Source organism: Mesorhizobium sp. M2E.F.Ca.ET.219.01.1.1 (assembly GCF_004016445.2).
Taxonomy (GTDB): Bacteria; Pseudomonadota; Alphaproteobacteria; order Rhizobiales; family Rhizobiaceae; genus Mesorhizobium.
This window is the reverse complement of the sequence record NZ_SADT02000001.1, coordinates 1676712-1692856: the sequence shown is the minus strand read 5'-3', so window position 1 is coordinate 1692856 and position 16145 is coordinate 1676712. Positions and strand designations below refer to the sequence as shown.

At 61.9% G+C, this 16145-nt stretch carries 17 protein-coding genes and 1 tRNA gene; 9 read left to right on the top strand and 9 right to left on the bottom strand.

Features of this window, described 5'->3' with window-relative positions; all coding sequences use genetic code 11:
• Positions 1 to 284: 284 nt before the first annotated feature.
• Positions 285 to 369 (top strand) — tRNA-Leu (locus EN862_RS07955).
• Here EN862_RS07955 and EN862_RS07950 read toward each other — a convergent pair.
• The 4 genes from EN862_RS07950 to EN862_RS07935 all read right to left on the bottom strand — a co-directional run bounded on the left by EN862_RS07950 (position 370) and on the right by EN862_RS07935 (position 3543).
• Complete coding sequence (locus EN862_RS07950; RefSeq protein ID WP_127863571.1) at positions 370 to 846, bottom strand: TIGR02391 family protein; 477 nt, start codon at positions 844 to 846, stop codon at positions 370 to 372.
• A complete protein-coding gene (locus EN862_RS07945; protein WP_281035839.1) occupies positions 843 to 1373 on the bottom strand; it encodes a DUF5343 domain-containing protein in 531 nt (176 codons plus the stop codon). Before EN862_RS07945 ends, EN862_RS07950 begins: the two co-directional genes overlap by 4 nt.
• Positions 1374 to 1846: 473 nt before the next feature.
• Complete coding sequence (locus EN862_RS07940) at positions 1847 to 2428, bottom strand: GDYXXLXY domain-containing protein (protein WP_127863570.1); 582 nt, start codon at positions 2426 to 2428, stop codon at positions 1847 to 1849.
• Positions 2425 to 3543, bottom strand: a complete 1119-nt coding sequence (locus EN862_RS07935) for a DUF2157 domain-containing protein (RefSeq protein ID WP_127863569.1) — start codon at positions 3541 to 3543, stop codon at positions 2425 to 2427. The genes EN862_RS07940 and EN862_RS07935 overlap by 4 nt, the downstream gene beginning before the upstream one ends.
• A gap of 234 nt (positions 3544 to 3777) precedes the next feature.
• Here EN862_RS07935 and EN862_RS07930 point away from each other — a divergent pair, with 234 nt between their 5' ends.
• From EN862_RS07930 to EN862_RS07895, 8 genes are all read left to right on the top strand, one after another.
• Positions 3778 to 3918 carry a DUF1127 domain-containing protein gene (locus EN862_RS07930; protein WP_082056373.1) on the top strand — a complete coding sequence of 47 codons (141 nt, stop codon included), beginning with the start codon at positions 3778 to 3780 and terminating at the stop codon, positions 3916 to 3918.
• A 51-nt stretch (positions 3919 to 3969) separates the two neighbouring features.
• Positions 3970 to 4110: a DUF1127 domain-containing protein gene (locus EN862_RS07925; protein ID WP_082056374.1), complete on the top strand. Its 141-nt coding sequence runs from the start codon at positions 3970 to 3972 to the stop codon at positions 4108 to 4110.
• Positions 4111 to 4529: 419 nt separating this feature from the next.
• Complete coding sequence (gene trmFO / locus EN862_RS07920) at positions 4530 to 5939, top strand: methylenetetrahydrofolate--tRNA-(uracil(54)-C(5))-methyltransferase (FADH(2)-oxidizing) TrmFO (protein WP_127863568.1); 1410 nt, start codon at positions 4530 to 4532, stop codon at positions 5937 to 5939.
• A gap of 185 nt (positions 5940 to 6124) precedes the next feature.
• Positions 6125 to 6556: a PqqD family protein gene (locus EN862_RS07915; RefSeq protein ID WP_127863567.1), complete on the top strand. Its 432-nt coding sequence runs from the start codon at positions 6125 to 6127 to the stop codon at positions 6554 to 6556.
• 5 nt (positions 6557 to 6561) lie between these two features.
• Complete coding sequence (locus EN862_RS07910) at positions 6562 to 7638, top strand: hypothetical protein (RefSeq protein ID WP_127863566.1); 1077 nt, start codon at positions 6562 to 6564, stop codon at positions 7636 to 7638.
• A complete protein-coding gene (locus EN862_RS07905; RefSeq protein ID WP_127863565.1) occupies positions 7635 to 8375 on the top strand; it encodes a glycosyltransferase in 741 nt (246 codons plus the stop codon). The genes EN862_RS07910 and EN862_RS07905 overlap by 4 nt, the downstream gene beginning before the upstream one ends.
• Positions 8376 to 9110, top strand: coding sequence for a glycosyltransferase family A protein (locus EN862_RS07900; protein WP_127863564.1), 735 nt, complete (start codon positions 8376 to 8378; stop codon positions 9108 to 9110). It begins immediately after the preceding gene.
• A gap of 74 nt (positions 9111 to 9184) precedes the next feature.
• Complete coding sequence (locus EN862_RS07895) at positions 9185 to 10609, top strand: nucleotidyltransferase family protein (protein ID WP_193771560.1); 1425 nt, start codon at positions 9185 to 9187, stop codon at positions 10607 to 10609.
• A 90-nt stretch (positions 10610 to 10699) separates the two neighbouring features.
• Here EN862_RS07895 and EN862_RS07890 read toward each other — a convergent pair whose 3' ends face one another.
• From EN862_RS07890 to secDF, 5 genes are all read right to left on the bottom strand, one after another.
• On the bottom strand, positions 10700 to 11650 hold the full coding sequence (locus EN862_RS07890; RefSeq protein ID WP_189400857.1) for a sterol desaturase family protein: 951 nt from the start codon (positions 11648 to 11650) through the stop codon (positions 10700 to 10702).
• Positions 11650 to 12075 (bottom strand): hypothetical protein, encoded by a 426-nt coding sequence (locus EN862_RS07885; protein WP_127863561.1) that lies wholly within the window; start codon positions 12073 to 12075, stop codon positions 11650 to 11652. The genes EN862_RS07890 and EN862_RS07885 overlap by 1 nt, the downstream gene beginning before the upstream one ends.
• Positions 12076 to 12156: 81 nt before the next feature.
• Positions 12157 to 13002, bottom strand: a complete 846-nt coding sequence (locus tag EN862_RS07880; RefSeq protein WP_245519548.1) for a phytoene/squalene synthase family protein — start codon at positions 13000 to 13002, stop codon at positions 12157 to 12159.
• Between the two features lie 18 nt (positions 13003 to 13020).
• The gene (locus tag EN862_RS07875) at positions 13021 to 13410 is read right to left on the bottom strand and encodes an Mth938-like domain-containing protein (RefSeq protein WP_127863560.1); all 390 of its coding nucleotides are present in this window, start codon (positions 13408 to 13410) and stop codon (positions 13021 to 13023) included.
• A 132-nt stretch (positions 13411 to 13542) separates the two neighbouring features.
• Entirely contained in the window at positions 13543 to 16092 is a 2550-nt protein-coding gene (gene secDF, locus EN862_RS07870; protein WP_127863559.1) for a protein translocase subunit SecDF, read from the bottom strand.
• Positions 16093 to 16145: the final 53 nt, after the last annotated feature.

Here is a 16145-nt window from a genome sequence, read left to right as displayed (position 1 = left end):
CCGGTATGATGTTGCCGGAAATGGCTTTTGGTACGGAACCTGGCGATTTGACCGCTAATGCGGTTCAAATTCTCCTGAACTACGCTTTGCCAGATGCGAATAAGTCTTTGTTTTTCCTATAACTTTTCACATCTTGCAGAAGCGGAAACTCACGTTCCGTCACATTCGACACGCCTTTTGTCACAGGCTAGGCCAATTTTCAACTATCTTCGCGTCTAGCCGGATAAGCATGATCTGAGCCCCGACATTGACAGAATGATGGCTACATGGGATTGCCGGGGAAAGCGGATGTGGCGGAATTGGTAGACGCCCTGGATTTAGGTTCCAGTGCCGAAAGGCGTGGGGGTTCGAGTCCCTTCATCCGCACCACTAAGGCGCCTTCCTGTTTTCAAGCATACGCAATAGAACCGAAGCCACTGACAAATGATCAAGACATAGATCGATAGGGTCGATCAGAATGTCGTGGCCTCTCGGGTTTCGAATCGCCGACATCACTCCCGCAAAAACGTGCCGGAAACCGCTCTGCACGTTCTTGTCGCTCATCGACACGAGGTCGGTCAGCTTAATCTTTGGACCCGCGTCCTTGAAGGCATTCATCATGAGGCTGAACCCCTCTTCCTGAATACCAGACAGACTCTTCACTTCGTTCTCTATGCGCTTGAAGGCCTCGAAGGTGGCCTGCGAGTAGTGACCGTCGTCAAACAGTTTGAGTGAAACGGCGGCAATGTCAGAGTGGATGTTCCGTTCATCAAATGGGTGGACATCGCGGCTTTCTGCCGCCCGGGGCTCCCCATAGTTCATCACTCTCCGAGCAAGTTGCTCGAACCTTGAAAGCGGATCAGTCATGGAAGGAGGTTGGCCTTGATGCTCTTAAATATCGCATCGTAGGTCTCTTGGGTGCCGCCGGCAGGCAAATTGATTTCGATGCGCACCGTCAACGCCATGTCAGTCTTGGTAGCAGGTGGCGTAACAGAGTCAGCCGCAGAAGGGTTAGATACCTTCGACTGTGCAGCTGTCCTTCGAGACTTTGAAGTTGACGGCGCCCTTGCTGCAGTCGCTGGCCTAGCTGCGCCTCCTTTCTCATTTCCCAAACTCTCATGCCCGCCTAACTCACGCAGGGCAACAAACACGTTGGCTTGCCTCCCTCCTATGACGTCGCTCGTTTTGTCAGCTTGCCTGAAATACCCTACCAGCCGGCTACGGGTGAGAGTCCAAGCTGAGTCACCATGCAGCTCAAACAAATCCGCATACGCGCTCCTGACCAAGTCCGAAAAAGCCTTCTGAAATTCAGGCTCATCATGGGTCGTCATGACCTCGTGCCCTCTCTCAGTACGCTTACCCTCCTCATCAATAAGCTTTAAAAATTGCAGCACGTTGATAACGTAACTTTCGTTATTCGGGGCAAGGCCAAACTTTTTTTACGGTGTCTGAATTCACTGTCGCCGGAAAGTTCTTACGCAGGTAGCCGATCATCTGCGTAACGTTGCCTGCTCCCGAGATATAAGGATGCGTCGCCATCTTCTCCCCCAATTAGTTGCGGAGAAATTTCTAACTACTTCAGCTCATTTCGGCAACTTAGGAATTGCTTTGTCTACCAAAGCTCGCGCTCCTGCTCATCGACTCGGGTTTGTATAAGCCCAGAACGGTGAACGGTCATGGTCGCAAAGGCCGTTGACCTTCGCGCAGTCTCTACCGGGCTTGAACCGGTGTCAGCAGCCCCTCGAAACAGGAAAGGCGTAGCATGCTTCAGCTACACGATCCGCGCTCCTATCCCAAAATCATCGCGATACCCGGCAAAATTTCAAGGGTAACCGGAGCCGTCATCAAATATGGACTGCTGCACGCTTTAATAAAGCGGCTCCTCGAACAGCGTCTTGTCGCCGTCCATCAGCGCCTTGATCTGTGCGGTGCCGTCGGATGCGAGCGCAAGCTTGATGCCGAACGGCCGCACGCGAATATCGTCCTGGATCGTCATGCCCTCGCCTTCCGGCAGGTAGAAGCGGTCGATGCCATAGTCGGGCGCGATCGTCGCTTCCGGGTCACTAAAGCCCCAGCCGTCCACGACATGGCCGACAATGTCCGCTTCGCCCTCGCCCGCCGGTGACGGCGCCTGGCCGAACCAGGCGGTCGTCGGCTGCCAGTAGCCGTCATCGCCCTTCCTCAGCCGGACCACGATCGATGTGTCGTCGCTGGAGAGCTTGCCTTGCGGAATGTTGGCGATCAGCTTCACGGGGATGCGCGAGATGTTGTTGTTGAGCGAGATGTAATCGCCGCGCAGAAGATCGCGCGGGTCGACCGGTTGGACTTTCAGCAGCACCTCCTTGCCGTTGCGCAGGATCGCGGCGCGGCCGGCGATGATCCAGCTGAGAAAGCCGATCTGGACAAGCGCCAGCACCAGCGCGGAGATGATCAGTTTCTTGCCGGTCATGCTGTCGCTCCTGTTCCGGCAGGCGCTTTCATGCGCTTTTCGATGCGGATGATGACCAGCGCCAGTATGCCGAGCAGCACCGCCGCCGCGAGGAAGAAGCCGGCCGTATCCAGCATCGACCTCAAGGTCACGCTGTAGATGATGGCGAGCTCGAAGGCGAAGCCGGTATAGGCCAGCCAGCGCAAGCCCCTGCTCTCGCGCCCCGCCAGCATGATTGCCGCCACGATACTGGCCAGGGCCACGATCGAAGCGACGGCAAACCCGCTGTTGTAGGTGCTTTCATCCGCCAGCTCGAACTGGATGATCGCCATGCCGGTGAGGAAGCCGAGCAATGCGTGCAAGGGCAGCCGGCCGCCGAGCTGGAGGATCCTGTCGATCTGATCGCCCGCAAAGACCGAAGCGGCAAAGAGCAGCGCTGAGACGATGGCCAGCGACATGGCCACCGGAAGCGTCTCGCGGTCGGTCGCCAGCAGCACCAGATAGAGAATGACCGACAGGATGACGAGGTGCCGCGCGGCCCGGCTGCGCGTCCAGAACGAGACGGCGAAGAGGACGATCGCCACGACGATGAAGAGATGCGGGGTTTCCGCGCGCCAATAGAAGCCGAACCCCTTGAGGACCAGCCAGGCGTCGGCAATGCCGACCGCCGCGAGCGTCAGCGGGCTTGAACGCAGCGCGACCGCCGCTAGCGCCGTGCCGGCGCACCATGTCACCAGCGCCGAGGCCTCGTCGCCCGAAAGGTGGTACATCTGTCCGATCAGCGCGATCGATCCGCCGAACGCCGCCGCGGCAATGATCCACAGCGCCTCGCCGATCGCGGCATGGTCGCGCGTCTTCAGCACCGCGCCGCCGACATAGCCGGCAAGAATGACTGCGAACAGAGCCACCACGCGCAACAGGCGCGGGAAGGCCTCCCAATTGGCGGCGACGAAGATCAGGATCGCCGCGCCAAACAAAAGCGCCGCCATCATCGCCAGGATGGAGCCGAAGCTCAGCGACGCGCGCTCATTGGCGGCGACATCGCGCGTCAGTGCCTCCGCCGTGGCGGGATCGATCAGCCCGATCTCCCGCCAGCGGGCGATATCCGCCTTCACCCGTGTGGCATAGCCCGCCATGCATTTCCCCCAAGCCTGACGACTTCCTTAGTCGAAACAGCCAAACCGTTGACGCAGCGGCATTTTTCGATTCGGCCTTCTTTGTGACGCAGGCGTGAATGGCGATTAATGTTGCATTGCACAATTTGCATTGCTGCCATGCGCCAACGGCACTTTTAAACCGATATGATCCCACTTATTTTCTGTTCGTACACAAACGGAATGATCCGAACTAAAGACGAAACGAGAACTACCATGAACCTGATCCGCAACTACCGCAACTGGCGCCGCTACCGGGAAACCGTTTCCGAGCTGAACCGCCTGTCCAACCGTGAACTGACCGACCTCGGCATCAGCCGCAGCGACATCCACTACGTCGCCCGCAAGGCGGTCTAATCCGCTTCGGACCGCAAATGGTCCGAACCAGTTTTGAAGAGAGTTAAGACAATGAACCTGATCCGTAGCTACCGTAACTGGCGCGTTTATCGCGAGACGGTTTCCGAGCTGGGTCGGCTTTCGAACCGTCAGCTCCATGATCTCGGCATCGTTCGCGACGAGATCAAGATGGTCGCCCGCAAGGCGATCTAAGCAAGGAATTTCGCCAGGGTCGACCTCCTCCCCGACCCTGACGGATACGGTCAACCTTCACCTCCTCCCGAGGGTTGACCACTGAAACGGCGCCCGCCGGACCTCCTCCCCCGGCGGGCGTTGTTCAAGAAGCGAACGTAGTTCGTCTTCAAGCGAACGTAGTTCGTCTTCCAAGCGAACGCAGTTCGTCTTCCAGGGTTTCGCCCCCTTCTGAAACGGCGAAAGGAATTTCGTCAAAGCCGACCTCCTCCCCGGCGATGACGAATTAGGTCGATCTTCACCTCCTCCCGAGGATCGACCCCCAAAACGACACCCGCCGGACCTCCTCCCCCGGCGGGTGTTGTTGTTTTCGGCGCCAGCTTCTCGCCGCCGCCGCCCGGCAATTGCAATCGGGCCGCCAAGCGATTATTCCGACGCCCATGAGCAAAAATCCCATACACGTCGTCGGCGGCGGCCTCGCCGGCTCCGAAGCGGCATGGCAAATCGCCGAGGCCGGCGTTCCGGTCGTGCTGCACGAGATGCGCCCGGTGCGCGGCACCGACGCGCATAAGACCGACGGCCTAGCCGAGCTCGTCTGCTCGAACTCTTTCCGCTCCGACGATGCGCAGAGCAACGCGGTCGGCCTGCTGCATGCCGAAATGCGGCTGGCCGGCTCGCTGATCATGAGCGCCGGCGATGCCAACCAGGTTCCCGCAGGCGGCGCGCTGGCCGTCGACCGCGACAGGTTTTCCGACGCGGTCACCGCGAAGATCGAAGCGCATCCGCTGATCACCATCCAGCGCGAGGAAGTGCCTGGGCTGCCGCCGGCGGACTGGGACCAGGCGATCATCGCCACCGGTCCTCTGACGGCGCCGTCGCTGGCGCAGTCGATCGCCGAGGCGACCGGCGCCGACGCGCTTGCCTTCTTCGACGCCATCGCGCCGATCGTGCATTTCGACACGATCGACATGAACACCGCCTGGTTCCAGTCGCGATACGACAAGATCGGTCCTGGCGGCACCGGCAAGGACTACATCAACTGCCCGATGGACAAGGACCAGTACTTCGCCTTCGTCCAGGCGCTGCTGGACGGCCAGAAGACAGAATTCAAAGAGTGGGAAGGCACGCCCTATTTCGACGGCTGCCTGCCGATCGAGGTGATGGCCGAGCGCGGCGTCGAGACGCTGCGCTACGGCCCGATGAAGCCGATGGGCCTGACCAACGCCCACAATCCCTCGGTAAAAGCCTATGCCGTGGTGCAGCTCCGTCAGGACAATGCGCTGGGCACGCTCTACAACATGGTCGGTTTCCAGACCAAGCTGAAGCACGCCGAGCAGGTGCGCATCTTCCGCACCATTCCCGGGCTCGAGAATGCCGAGTTCGCCCGCCTCGGCGGCCTGCACCGCAACACCTACATCAACTCGCCGACGCTGCTCGATCCCTCGCTGCAGCTGAAATGGCGACCGGGCCTGCGCTTTGCCGGCCAGATCACCGGCTGCGAGGGCTATGTCGAAAGCGCCGCGATCGGCCTGCTCGCCGGCCGCTTTGCCGCCGCCGAGCGGCTCGGCCGGGCGCCCGCGCTGCCGCCGGCGACCACCGCCTTCGGCGCGCTGCTCAACCACATTACCGGCGGGCATATCGTGTCGGACGATGAGCCCGGCAAACGCTCCTTCCAGCCGATGAACGTCAATTTCGGGCTTTTTCCGCCGGTCGAAGCGCCGAAGACCGACGGCAAGCGCCTGCGCGGCAAGGACAAGACCGTCGCCAAACGTCATGCGATCACAGCGAGAGCGCTGGCCGATTGCCGCGAGTGGTTGGGACAGGCTCCCCGGACGGAAGCGGCTGCTTGATCTGGGCTGACGTCTCGCGTCCCTCCCAGCTTTGCCACCAGGCTACCAGACCAGCGGCGACCCCTTCACCGGCGACTACGGACCGCTCCGAACGAAGTTGCCTGGGATACTGTGACCAAGGAACGCTTCCCCCATACGGTCTCATAGTGTATCACCCCGCATTTACGGGGGCGAAGGGCGGTATAATGTCGGGCGTCGTCTTGGACGAAACAAATTTGTCGAGTGAGATCTTCGACGGTGAAGTCGTCGCGGTGAATTTTGCGACTGGCAAGTACTATGGCATGAAGGGAAGCGCGCAGCTCATCTGGGAGATGTTGCGCGAGCCCGTCGATCCCGCCATGATTGAGACGGCGTTGAGGACGGGTTATCCCGACTTGGACGACGACGACGTTGCTTCGGTGCAACGTTTCCTCGACCTCCTCGTGGAGGAAGGCATACTTCAGCCGGCCTCGCCGATCGCATCGCCAAAGCTGCCCGACATTTCCGGCCGTGCATCGTTCGTGAGGCCGGAGATGGAGATCCACACGGACCTGCAGGAACTGATTGTCCTCGATCCCATCCATGACGTGGATCCGGGCGGTGGATGGCCACTGAGGCGGGAATTGGGGGACAGCTGATCCGAATGGTCGAAGCCGCCGTCGATTCCCCTACGGCGCCTGCAGCATTCGTCCGCCGCGTCATTGCCGACGCGAGTTTCCGGTGGTCCGAATCCGGCGCTGAGCATTGCTTTCGCCTTGGCGGGTTGACGCTGCGGCTGCGCACATGCGGAACCGCGCTCGATCCGGTCATCCTGCCGGTTCTACGCCATGCGCAAACAACGGAAGCCACCACGGGAGACGGCTCGATCACTGTCTACGCCGTCTGGCATGAGGATGACGGCTTTGCTGCTCCGCCCGCCGAATGGCCCTTTGAAGCCGGCGAGGCCGACGCCGTCAACCGGACCGCGTGGGACGCAGAGGCCGGTGTCGCAGTCGTGTCCGACGAGAGCCGTGGAATCTGGCATCTGCACGATCTGTCCACCGGCACCGGCGTCTATTGGGTCGGAGCCGCAACCGGGCTGCCGGGCTGGGAATATGGATCGCCGCTCCGCCATCACATCCATTGGGGCGCGTTGGCCACCGGCCATGCGATGCTTCATTCCGCCGTTGTCGGCGAAAATGACGCGGGCGTGATGCTCGCCGGTCCGGGAGGTTCCGGCAAATCAACGCTGACGGCTGCCGCGATTTCTTCAGGGATGCAGACCACGGGCGATGATTTCGTGCTTGTGTCGCAGTCTGGAGCAAACTGGCGGAGCCACTCGCTTTTCGACACCATGAAACTCACTGGAATGGCGGAGACCCTCTTCAGCGGGCTTGCCGCGCAAGCGGTGAACCGGGACCGTCGCCCAAAAGAAAAGGCGCTCATCCCGATCAGCACGACGATAAAGGATGCACTGGTCCCGCAAATGGCGGTGAAGGCCCTTGTCTCATGCAAACTCACCGGCGAGGATGCTTCGGTAATCCGTCCCGCTTCCCGGTTCGAGATGATCCGCGCCATCTCGCCGAGCACGTCGAAAATCTTGCGGACCGGTCACAACGAGACATTCCAGCAGGTCGCCAGCCTGTCGCGGTCGCTTCCCTGCCATGAGTTTCTGATCGGCAATGATCCGATGGAGGCGACAGCCGTGCTGCGAGGGTTCCTGCGGGAACTGAGAGCATGAGCGACCGCCCAAAGATCAGCGTCATCATGCCGGTGCGAAATGGCGAGAAATACATCGCCGACGCGCTGAAAACCGTACTCGACCAGGCGTGGCCGGTGCAGGAAATCCTGGTGATCGACGACGGCTCGACCGATCGCTCGCGCGAGATCGTCGAGTCCCTGGCCTCGCGTTTCCCGGCGATCCGTGTCCTCGACGGGCCGCGGCGCGGCCCGGGGCCAGCGCGAAATGTCGGTCTGCGGATCGCCGGCGGCGAGTTCATCGGCTTCCTGGATTGCGATGACCTCTGGCCGTCCGACAAGCTGTCGCTGCATCTCGCGCGTTTCGCCCGAACACCTCATATGGATGTCGTTTCCGGCTTCGTCAGCTATTTCGATCGGCAGATGACGGATACTCCCGCACCCGATCCAGCGGCGATAACAGAAGAACTTTTCCATGTTCATCTGGGTGCAACCCTTTATCGCCGGACAGTCTTCGACCGGGTCGGGATGTTCGACGAAAACTTGCTGTATTCCGAAGACGTGGACCTCATGCTCCGGATTCGCGAAGCCGAAATTCCGATGACGATCCTGAACGCGGTGACCCTGTGCTACCGCCGGCACGCGGAGTCGATGACGAGCACTTATACGGTGGAAGAAAAGCGCGACTTCAACCGCGCCCTGATGTTGTCGCTCATGCGTCGGCGCAAGAGCGGCAGCACAAAGCCGTTGCCTCCCTTCAAGCATCTGATGGAGGAGTGAGTGGAAACGCCGTATTTCAGCGTCATCATTCCTGCGTGGAACGCGGCCACCACGCTTCATGAGACGCTCGACAGCATCGCGGAGCAGAACGACCTTTCGCAGCCGGAGGTTATCGTCGTCGATGACGGCTCGAGCGACCGCACGGTCGAGGTTGCTCAGTGCCATGCTTCGCATCCGCGCATAGTTAGAAAGGCCAACGGGGGAGCGCCGTCCGCATTCAATGTCGGCATAAAAGCCGCCCAGGGCGCGGTTCTTGCGTTCCTCGATGCCGACGACCTCTGGACGCCCGACAAGCTGGCCTTACAGAGGGCAGCGCTGGATTCCGATCCCTCGCTGGACGCCGTGCTTGGCCACAGCGAAACCTTCGAAAGCCCGGAATACCCCGCCGAAGCCTTTCACTCTCTCCACTATAAGAAAGGCCGCTATCCGGGCTACCTGGCGAGTTCGCTTGCGGTGCGGCGAAGCGCTGTCGAGCGGCTCGGCATCCTGTTCGATGAAAGCCTGCGCACTGGCTCCTTCATAGATTGGTACCGCAGAGCTATTGCCGCTGGCATGAAAATGACCATGCTGGACGAGACGGTTCATCGACGTCGCATTCGACCAGGCACGTTGTCCAGAAGGGTAGCCGTCGCCGGCGGCGCACCGGCCGGCATGGCATCTGATTTTCTTGAAATCGCACGCCGGGCGATCATGGCCAAGAGGGGTGATGATGATGGAGAAAGAGGGGGGCAATGAATTGGCCTCTCTGGTACCCGTCTCTTGATCGCGCCTGGCCCGCTGGCGATCACGAGCGCCTCCTGCTGGCCGCGGTGCACATCGATCCGGTGGCGGCCGAGAGGCAACTGCGCGCTTGGATCGGCACGCACGACCTGAACGACTGCACATTCAGCGAGCAGCGGTTGATCCTCGCCGCCTGGAACAGGCTCGGACCCGGTTTGAGGGATCTGCCGGATGCGCCGAGGCTTGCCGGGCTTCAACGGATGCTGTGGACGCGAACCATGCTTCTGATGCGAGAGTGCCAACCGGCATTCGCGGCGCTGGCTGCGGCGGACGTGCCGATGATGCTCATCAAGGGAGCCGCGCGTGCCGCTGATCCCGTTGGACGGGGTGGACGCTCGTTCCACGACCTCGATATCGTGGTCCCGAGGAACCGGCTGGGCGATGCCCTGGGCGTGTTCATTGAACTGGGCTGGGAGCCGTCGAGCGGTTCCAGCGCCGTGCGGATGCTGACGCTGGCAGGACGGCTGCGCAGCGTCAATCTTCACAAGGGCCGCTACGGCGACATCGATCTTCACGGCTGCATCTTTCGTCCGGGCCAGGGCAGTCTCGGCGACGATGACCGGGTCTGGGCGCGGGCCAGGCCGGTGGAGTTCAATTCGGTGGCCTGCGGACTGCCGGTCCGGGAAGACCTGGCGGTGATCGCCATCGCCAATGGCGGTCTCGATGCCCATGCCAACAGCGACTGGCTGGTCGATCTGTCCCGCCTGATCGTTGAATCCGGTTTCGATTGGAGGCTGTTTTCCGACGAAGTTCTCGCCCGCGACATTGTGGTGCCGGCAGTGATCGCGCTTGGCTGGTTGAAAGCGCGTGCAGGCTATGCGGTTGACGCAGAGGCGATGAGACGCTTCGAGGCGGCTCTTCCCGGGCCGATGGCCGCGTGGATGGCTTTCGTTCAAGCAAGGCCCAGGCAAAGTGAGACTCCTGCCGGTGCCGCCCTTCGTTGGCTTGCAAAGACGCGTCGCAAGTCGCTTGAGCTGGCCGAGTCCGAACCACGCGGCGAGCAGAAACCGAGACCGCGCCTGAAGACGAAATTCAGCAGGGGTTTGCCTGCCGGCCAGGGCGTGCTGCGCGCCGATCTGCCTCTCCCCGATCGCGCCGGCATTTTGCGCTTGCACATCCGATTGCCGGCGTCGGTGAAATGGCGGCGTCTCGCCTTCGAGATCAACAGCGACGCCGAGCATGTTGCCGCCTTCCATGTGCGCCCGAAGCTTCCGCGCGCGGAGACCGCATTGGAGGTCTTTTGCGAAATCCAGCTTGACACTCCCCCTGGCGCGACAAGGGTCTGGCTTGAAAGCCGGCCGCTGCGATCCGCACGAATGCTGACCGAGGAGAACGCCGCGCGCTACGCCGCGCCCCGCTTTTGGCTGATCAGCTCGGAATTTCGTCCCGACGCCCCTCCGGAGGCGCTCATCGACGGCATTTCACGCAAAGACCCCGCAAAGGGGACGCGATGAAAGGCTTGCTGATCTTGTCGAAGGATGGAGCGGCTCGACTTGGCTGTCGCCGAAGGTGGTATCGCGGCAGCGCCTTCCCCTTGGCGATCGCTATTCCGCCGGCTCGGCAGTCGCAGTCGGCAGGCCAGGCTTGCCGGCCTGGGAAGGATTTCGCCTGACATAGGCCGCCTTCAGCGTCTCCGACGTGTCGCGCGAGCCGTCATGGCTCCAGCCCGGCGGCTGGATGAGGTAGTTCAAGCGCTCACGAAGCGTTAGCGCCGGCGCCAGCGCATCCCTGAACATGCCGATCCATTCGTGGAACGCCACCTTCAGCGGGTTGAAGGTGCCGATGTTCTTGACGATGCCGTAGCGCGGCCGGTCTTCCTCCAACTCCTCGACGAAGGTGCCGAACATGCGGTCCCAGATGATCAGCGTGCCGGCATAATTGGCGTCGAGATAGCGCGGATTGGTGGCGTGGTGGACGCGGTGGTGCGAGGGCGTGTTGAAGACGAACTCGAACCAGCCCCACATCTTGCCGATCGTCTCGGTGTGGATCCAGAACTGCCAGACCAGGTTGAAGCCGAAGACGAAGGCGATCACCGCCGGATGGAAGCCGGCGAGCACCAGCGGCGCCTGCAGGATGAAGGTGAAGGTGAACAGTCCGGTCCAGCTTTGTCTCAGCGCTGTCGAGAGATTGTAGTGCTGGCTGGAGTGATGGTTGACATGCTCGGCCCACACCCAGCGCACGCGGTGCGCTATGCGGTGATAAACATAATAGCGCAAGTCATCGAGCAGGAAGGCAGCGACGAACACCCAGATCGACAGGCCGAGATTGAAGAAGCGGAATTGCCACAGCCACAGCAGCGCCCAATAGGACAGGACGCCGAGCAGCAGGCCGGCGACGACATTGCCGGTCCCCATCATCAGGCTGGTCAGCGTGTCGCGCGTCTCGAATGATCCCTTGGCGCGGCCGGTGCGCACCAGCCAGAGCTCGATCAGGATCGCCGCGACGAAGAAAGGAATCGCAAGCTGGGTGACCTGCGGGAAATTATACTCGTCCATCACGCCGCCTCCCGGATCCAATCGCTGGTCTGCAGGGCCGCCGCCACGGCTCGCGCATCGGCTTCGCCGTCAAAGACGAACCTGCCGCCCTTCCAGGTGAAATCGTTGAGCCGCAGCGACACCGCTTTCCCTTCCCTCGCCAGCGCCAGAATGTCGTGCGGCGTGACGATGCGCGTCAGAAAGCAGTCGCCGATGCTCTGGACAATGCCGCAGCGTCGCGGGCCGAGGTCGAGAAACGCGGCATGATTGTCGGCGTTCAGCCGCACAGCGCCAGGCTTCTCATCGGGAAAATCCTCGGCAAAGCGTGCGAGCGCCTGATCGGCGCCGGCAAGCGTCGCGGTTGTCGTGCCGCCGGTGAAATGCACGGCTGCGACCGACAATGCGATGCCGAACACGACTAGGACGACAAGGACTGGCAGGCTCATGGAAACGCGGCTCCTCCGGCGGCCCGCATTTCTTTGACGCGGGTCCACGCGACAGAACCCCTAGCACGATTGACGTTTACGTCAAAGGGGCCTCCAGCCCCGCATCGCGTGACGCAAGAGCAGCCAGTGCCGGCGCAGGATGGAAAGCGTCGCCGTGGCGCTGAGTGGCGACCTGCTCGTCTCCATTCTGTCGAGATAGGCGCGGGTCAGCGCCAACGGCAGGAAGGCCGGCCGCAACGAAACGGGAAGCGCCGCCGCACCTTTCTCGAACGCGTTGAGATGCTCCCGCGCCAGCGCGATCATCGCCACAACCGCGCGCTCGGCGGCGGCCCCGCCCCGGCCCTTGATGAACTCTTCCGGCGTCATGCCGGCTGCAGCAAGGATTTCTGCGGGCACGAAGCACTGGCCGCGCCGACGGTGCAGCGGCAGCAAAAGCAGCAGGCCAGTGATGGCCTGCGCGCAACCGGCCCGGCCGGCCAGTTCGGCAAAGCCTGGCGCCGCCACCGGATCGAGCACCAAGGCCGCAAGCTGGATCAGCGCTGCGGCCGTTTCGCCGCAATAGCCCTCGAGGTCGGTCCGCGACGGCATTGGATCGTCATAGAGATCGAAGATCCGCGCTTCGAGCATGTTCTCGAAAGCAGCCTTCGGAAGGTGGTGAGCGGCGATCGTCGCGCGCAACGCATCGGCGGTCGGGTGGCCTGTCCCGGCATCCCCGTCGGCTGCGATGACGTCGCGCCACCATTGCAGCCTGACCTCGCCCGGCAGCGGCTCGTGGATGCGATCGCGCACGCCGGCGATCTCGGCATTGAAGGCGTAGAGCGCAAGCAGCGCGCCGCGCTTGTCGGCCGGCGCGTAGAGCGCCGATAAATAGCGGTCATGGTCGGCGGCGCGCACCGCGTCCATGACGATGTCGCCATTGTCGACGATGTCGGGCGTGTCGGCCATTCAGTCGACGGCGATCAGCGCGGCGGCGACGGCGCGGTCTTCGGCGAGCAGAACATTGTAGGTCCGCACCGCCGCGCCCGTCGACATCGGGTCGGCGGAGATGCCGGCCTCCTTGAGCGCGGCGCGCAGCGCCGCCGGCAGCGGCCGCAAATCCTTGCCCATGCCGACCAGCAGTATCTCCACTCGGTCGGCTTCGGCGAGCAATTTGTCGAAGTCCGAGGCCTTCAGCGCCAGCGGATCGGCAGGTTCCCAGCCATGGATGCCCGACGGCATGACAAGCAGCGATCCGCGATGCGACATGTCCGCGAAGCGGAAGCCGCCATTGCCATAGGCCTCGATCGCCGCCTTGCCGGGGAAATGCGCCTCGCGGATGATGATGCCTTTGGCCATGGATCTAGAGCGTAACTCATCCGGCTCTAGAGCATGATCCCGGAAATTGGGAGCCGGTTTTCGGAAAAGATCATGCTCCAACAAAAGGTTAGATCAGGAGGACGGTTGGAACGTCCTCCTGATCCGGCAGCGTCAGGTCGTCAGGGCCTTGCCGTTCACCGGCTTCTTCTCCTCTTCGGCAGCGGCTTGCGGCCGCAACCGGAACAGGATCAGCAGCGGCGCGGCGATGAAGATCGACGAATAGGTGCCGAACACGACGCCGAACAGCATCGCCAGCGTGAAGGAGCGAATGACCTCACCGCCGAACAGCACCAGCGCCAGCAGCGCGAGCGACGTCGTCACCGAGGTGAGCGTGGTTCTCGACAGCGTCTCGTTGATGGCGTTGTTCAGGAGCTGCGGCAGCGGCATCTTCTTGTATTTTCTGAGATCCTCGCGGACGCGGTCATAGACGACGATGGTGTCGTTCAGTGAGTAGCCTATGATGGTCAGGATCGCAGCCAGCGACGACTGGTTGAACTCCAGCCCAGTCAGGACGAAGAAGCCGATCGTCATCACCACATCGTGCACCGTGGCGACGATGGCGCCGACCGCGAACTGCCATTCGAAGCGGAACCACACATAGAGCAGGATGCCGACCAGCGCGATCAGCATGGCGATCGTGCCCTGCTTGGCGAGCTCGCCCGATACCGTCGGGCCGACCACTTCAACGCGACGGAAATCATACTGGTCCTGCAGCTCGCCCCGCACCTTGTCGATGACGGTCTGCTCGGCATTCTCGCCGGCATCCTGCGTGCCGACGCGGATCAGCACGTCGTTCGGCGCGCCGAACTGCTGCACCTGGATCTCACCGATGTTGAGCTCGGACAACCGGTTGCGGATGTCGCCGAGGTCGGCGTTGCCCTGCTTCGCCTGCACCTCGATCATCGAGCCGCCCTTGAAGTCGATGCCGTAATTGATATCGATGGTCAGGAAGCCGACGACCGAAAGCACCGACAACAGGCTGGACAGAGCGAAGGTCCAGCGGCGGATGCCCATGAACGGGATTTTCGTGCCCGGCGGAATGAAGGTGACCGGCGCACGCGGCAATTCCTTCGGGCGAGCGCGGCGCAGCCAGATCGCAACCAGCATGCGGGTGAAGGTGAAGGCGGTGAACACCGTGGTCAGAATGCCGATCGCATAGGTGACAGCAAAGCCTTTGACCGGACCGGTGCCGAGGAAAAACAGCACGACGGTCGCGATCAGCGATGTAACGTTGGAATCGACGATGGTCGCCAGGGCCTTGGAGAAGCCGGTGTCGATCGCCTGAATGACTGAGCGGCCGTTTCGTCGCTCCTCGCGGATGCGCTCATAGATCAGGACGTTGGAGTCCACTGCCATGCCGATGGTGAGCACGATACCGGCGATACCCGGCAACGTCAGCGTGGCGCCGAGCAGCGATAGCGCGCCCACGATCATCGCCACGTGGACAGCCAGCGCGATGTTGGCGAGGAAGCCAAGGAAGCCGTAGGCGACGAACATGAAGGCGACGACGAGGACCGAGCCGATCAAACCGGCCACCTTGCCGGCATGGATCGAGTCCTGGCCGAGGCCCGGGCCGACTGTGCGCTCTTCGATGATGGTCAATTTCGCCGGCAAGGCGCCGGCGCGCAGCAGGACGGCGAGGTCGTTGGCGCTCTCTGCCGTGAAGTTGCCCGAAATCTGCCCCGTGCCGCCAAGGATAGGTTCACGGATGACCGGCGCGGAGATGACTTGATTGTCCAGCACGATCGCAAAAGGTTTGCCGACATTCTGCTGGGTCGCCTGGCCGAACCGCGTCGCCCCGCGGGAATTGAAGGTGAACGAAACGACCGGCTCGTTGGTCTGCGAGTTATAGGTTGGCGTCGCGTTCGACAGGTCTTCGCCCGACACGATGACGCGGTTTTCGACCAGATAAGGAACGGGAGGATCATCCTGCGAGTAAAGAACGGAGTCGCCGGGCGGCGGTCGATTTTTCATCGCGTCCTGGACCGGCACCGACGTATCGACCATCTGGAAGGTCAGCTTGGCGGTCTGGCCGATGATATCCTTGAGCCTTTGCGGATTTTGCAGTCCGGGCACCTGAACCAGAATGCGATCGTCACCCTGCCGCTGCACGATCGGTTCCGTGGTGCCGAGCGCGTTGACGCGCCGCTCCACCACCTCGATCGCTTGTGATAACGCCGTCGATGTGCGGTACTTGATACCCGCATCCGTGACAGTGAACTTCAGCAACCCGGGCTCGGAATCATCGAGCGTCATCGACTGGACGGAACCACCGCTAAAGAGCCCGGCCGTGACCGGGTTGGTTATCGGCTTCAATGCATTCTTTGCGGCGTCGACCTGGCTCGGATCGTTGATACGCACCTGCACGGTGCGGCCCGTGCCGCCAAGGCCGGTATATTGAATCTTGGCGTCGCGCAGCAGCGTCCTGATCTCGTCGCGCGTCGTCTCCAGTTGATCCTTGATCAGATCGTTCTGGTCCATCTGGAGCAGGATGTGCGAACCGCCCTGAAGGTCGAGGCCGAGCGTCATCTGCCGCTTCGGCACCCAGCTCGGCAATTGCGCCAGCATGCTTGCCGGGAAGAGATTGGGCGCGGCAAGGATCACTGTGACGGCCACGGCGAGCCAGATCAGGATCATCTTCAGGCGCGAGAAATAAAGCATTCGTTCTTATCCGTTCAGGCGTACAAGCGGCAGCGTTCCGCCATCGGCGAGGT

What these genes read in the sequence shown, in the direction of transcription:
- EN862_RS07940 (WP_127863570.1), bottom strand. Translation starts at nt 2,428, where the DNA reads ATGACCGGCAAGAAACTGATCATCTCCGCGCTGGTGCTGGCGCTTGTC.
- EN862_RS07950 (WP_127863571.1), bottom strand. Translation starts at nt 846, where the DNA reads ATGACTGATCCGCTTTCAAGGTTCGAGCAACTTGCTCGGAGAGTGATG.
- EN862_RS07905 (WP_127863565.1), top strand. Translation starts at nt 7,635, where the DNA reads ATGAGCGACCGCCCAAAGATCAGCGTCATCATGCCGGTGCGAAATGGC.
- EN862_RS07935 (WP_127863569.1), bottom strand. Translation starts at nt 3,543, where the DNA reads ATGGCGGGCTATGCCACACGGGTGAAGGCGGATATCGCCCGCTGGCGG.
- EN862_RS07885 (WP_127863561.1), bottom strand. Translation starts at nt 12,075, where the DNA reads ATGAGCCTGCCAGTCCTTGTCGTCCTAGTCGTGTTCGGCATCGCATTG.
- EN862_RS07875 (WP_127863560.1), bottom strand. Translation starts at nt 13,410, where the DNA reads ATGGCCAAAGGCATCATCATCCGCGAGGCGCATTTCCCCGGCAAGGCG.
- EN862_RS07910 (WP_127863566.1), top strand. Translation starts at nt 6,562, where the DNA reads ATGGTCGAAGCCGCCGTCGATTCCCCTACGGCGCCTGCAGCATTCGTC.
- EN862_RS07925 (WP_082056374.1), top strand. Translation starts at nt 3,970, where the DNA reads ATGAACCTGATCCGTAGCTACCGTAACTGGCGCGTTTATCGCGAGACG.
- EN862_RS07930 (WP_082056373.1), top strand. Translation starts at nt 3,778, where the DNA reads ATGAACCTGATCCGCAACTACCGCAACTGGCGCCGCTACCGGGAAACC.
- trmFO (WP_127863568.1), top strand. Translation starts at nt 4,530, where the DNA reads ATGAGCAAAAATCCCATACACGTCGTCGGCGGCGGCCTCGCCGGCTCC.
- secDF (WP_127863559.1), bottom strand. Translation starts at nt 16,092, where the DNA reads ATGCTTTATTTCTCGCGCCTGAAGATGATCCTGATCTGGCTCGCCGTG.
- EN862_RS07915 (WP_127863567.1), top strand. Translation starts at nt 6,125, where the DNA reads ATGTCGGGCGTCGTCTTGGACGAAACAAATTTGTCGAGTGAGATCTTC.
- EN862_RS07890 (WP_189400857.1), bottom strand. Translation starts at nt 11,650, where the DNA reads ATGGACGAGTATAATTTCCCGCAGGTCACCCAGCTTGCGATTCCTTTC.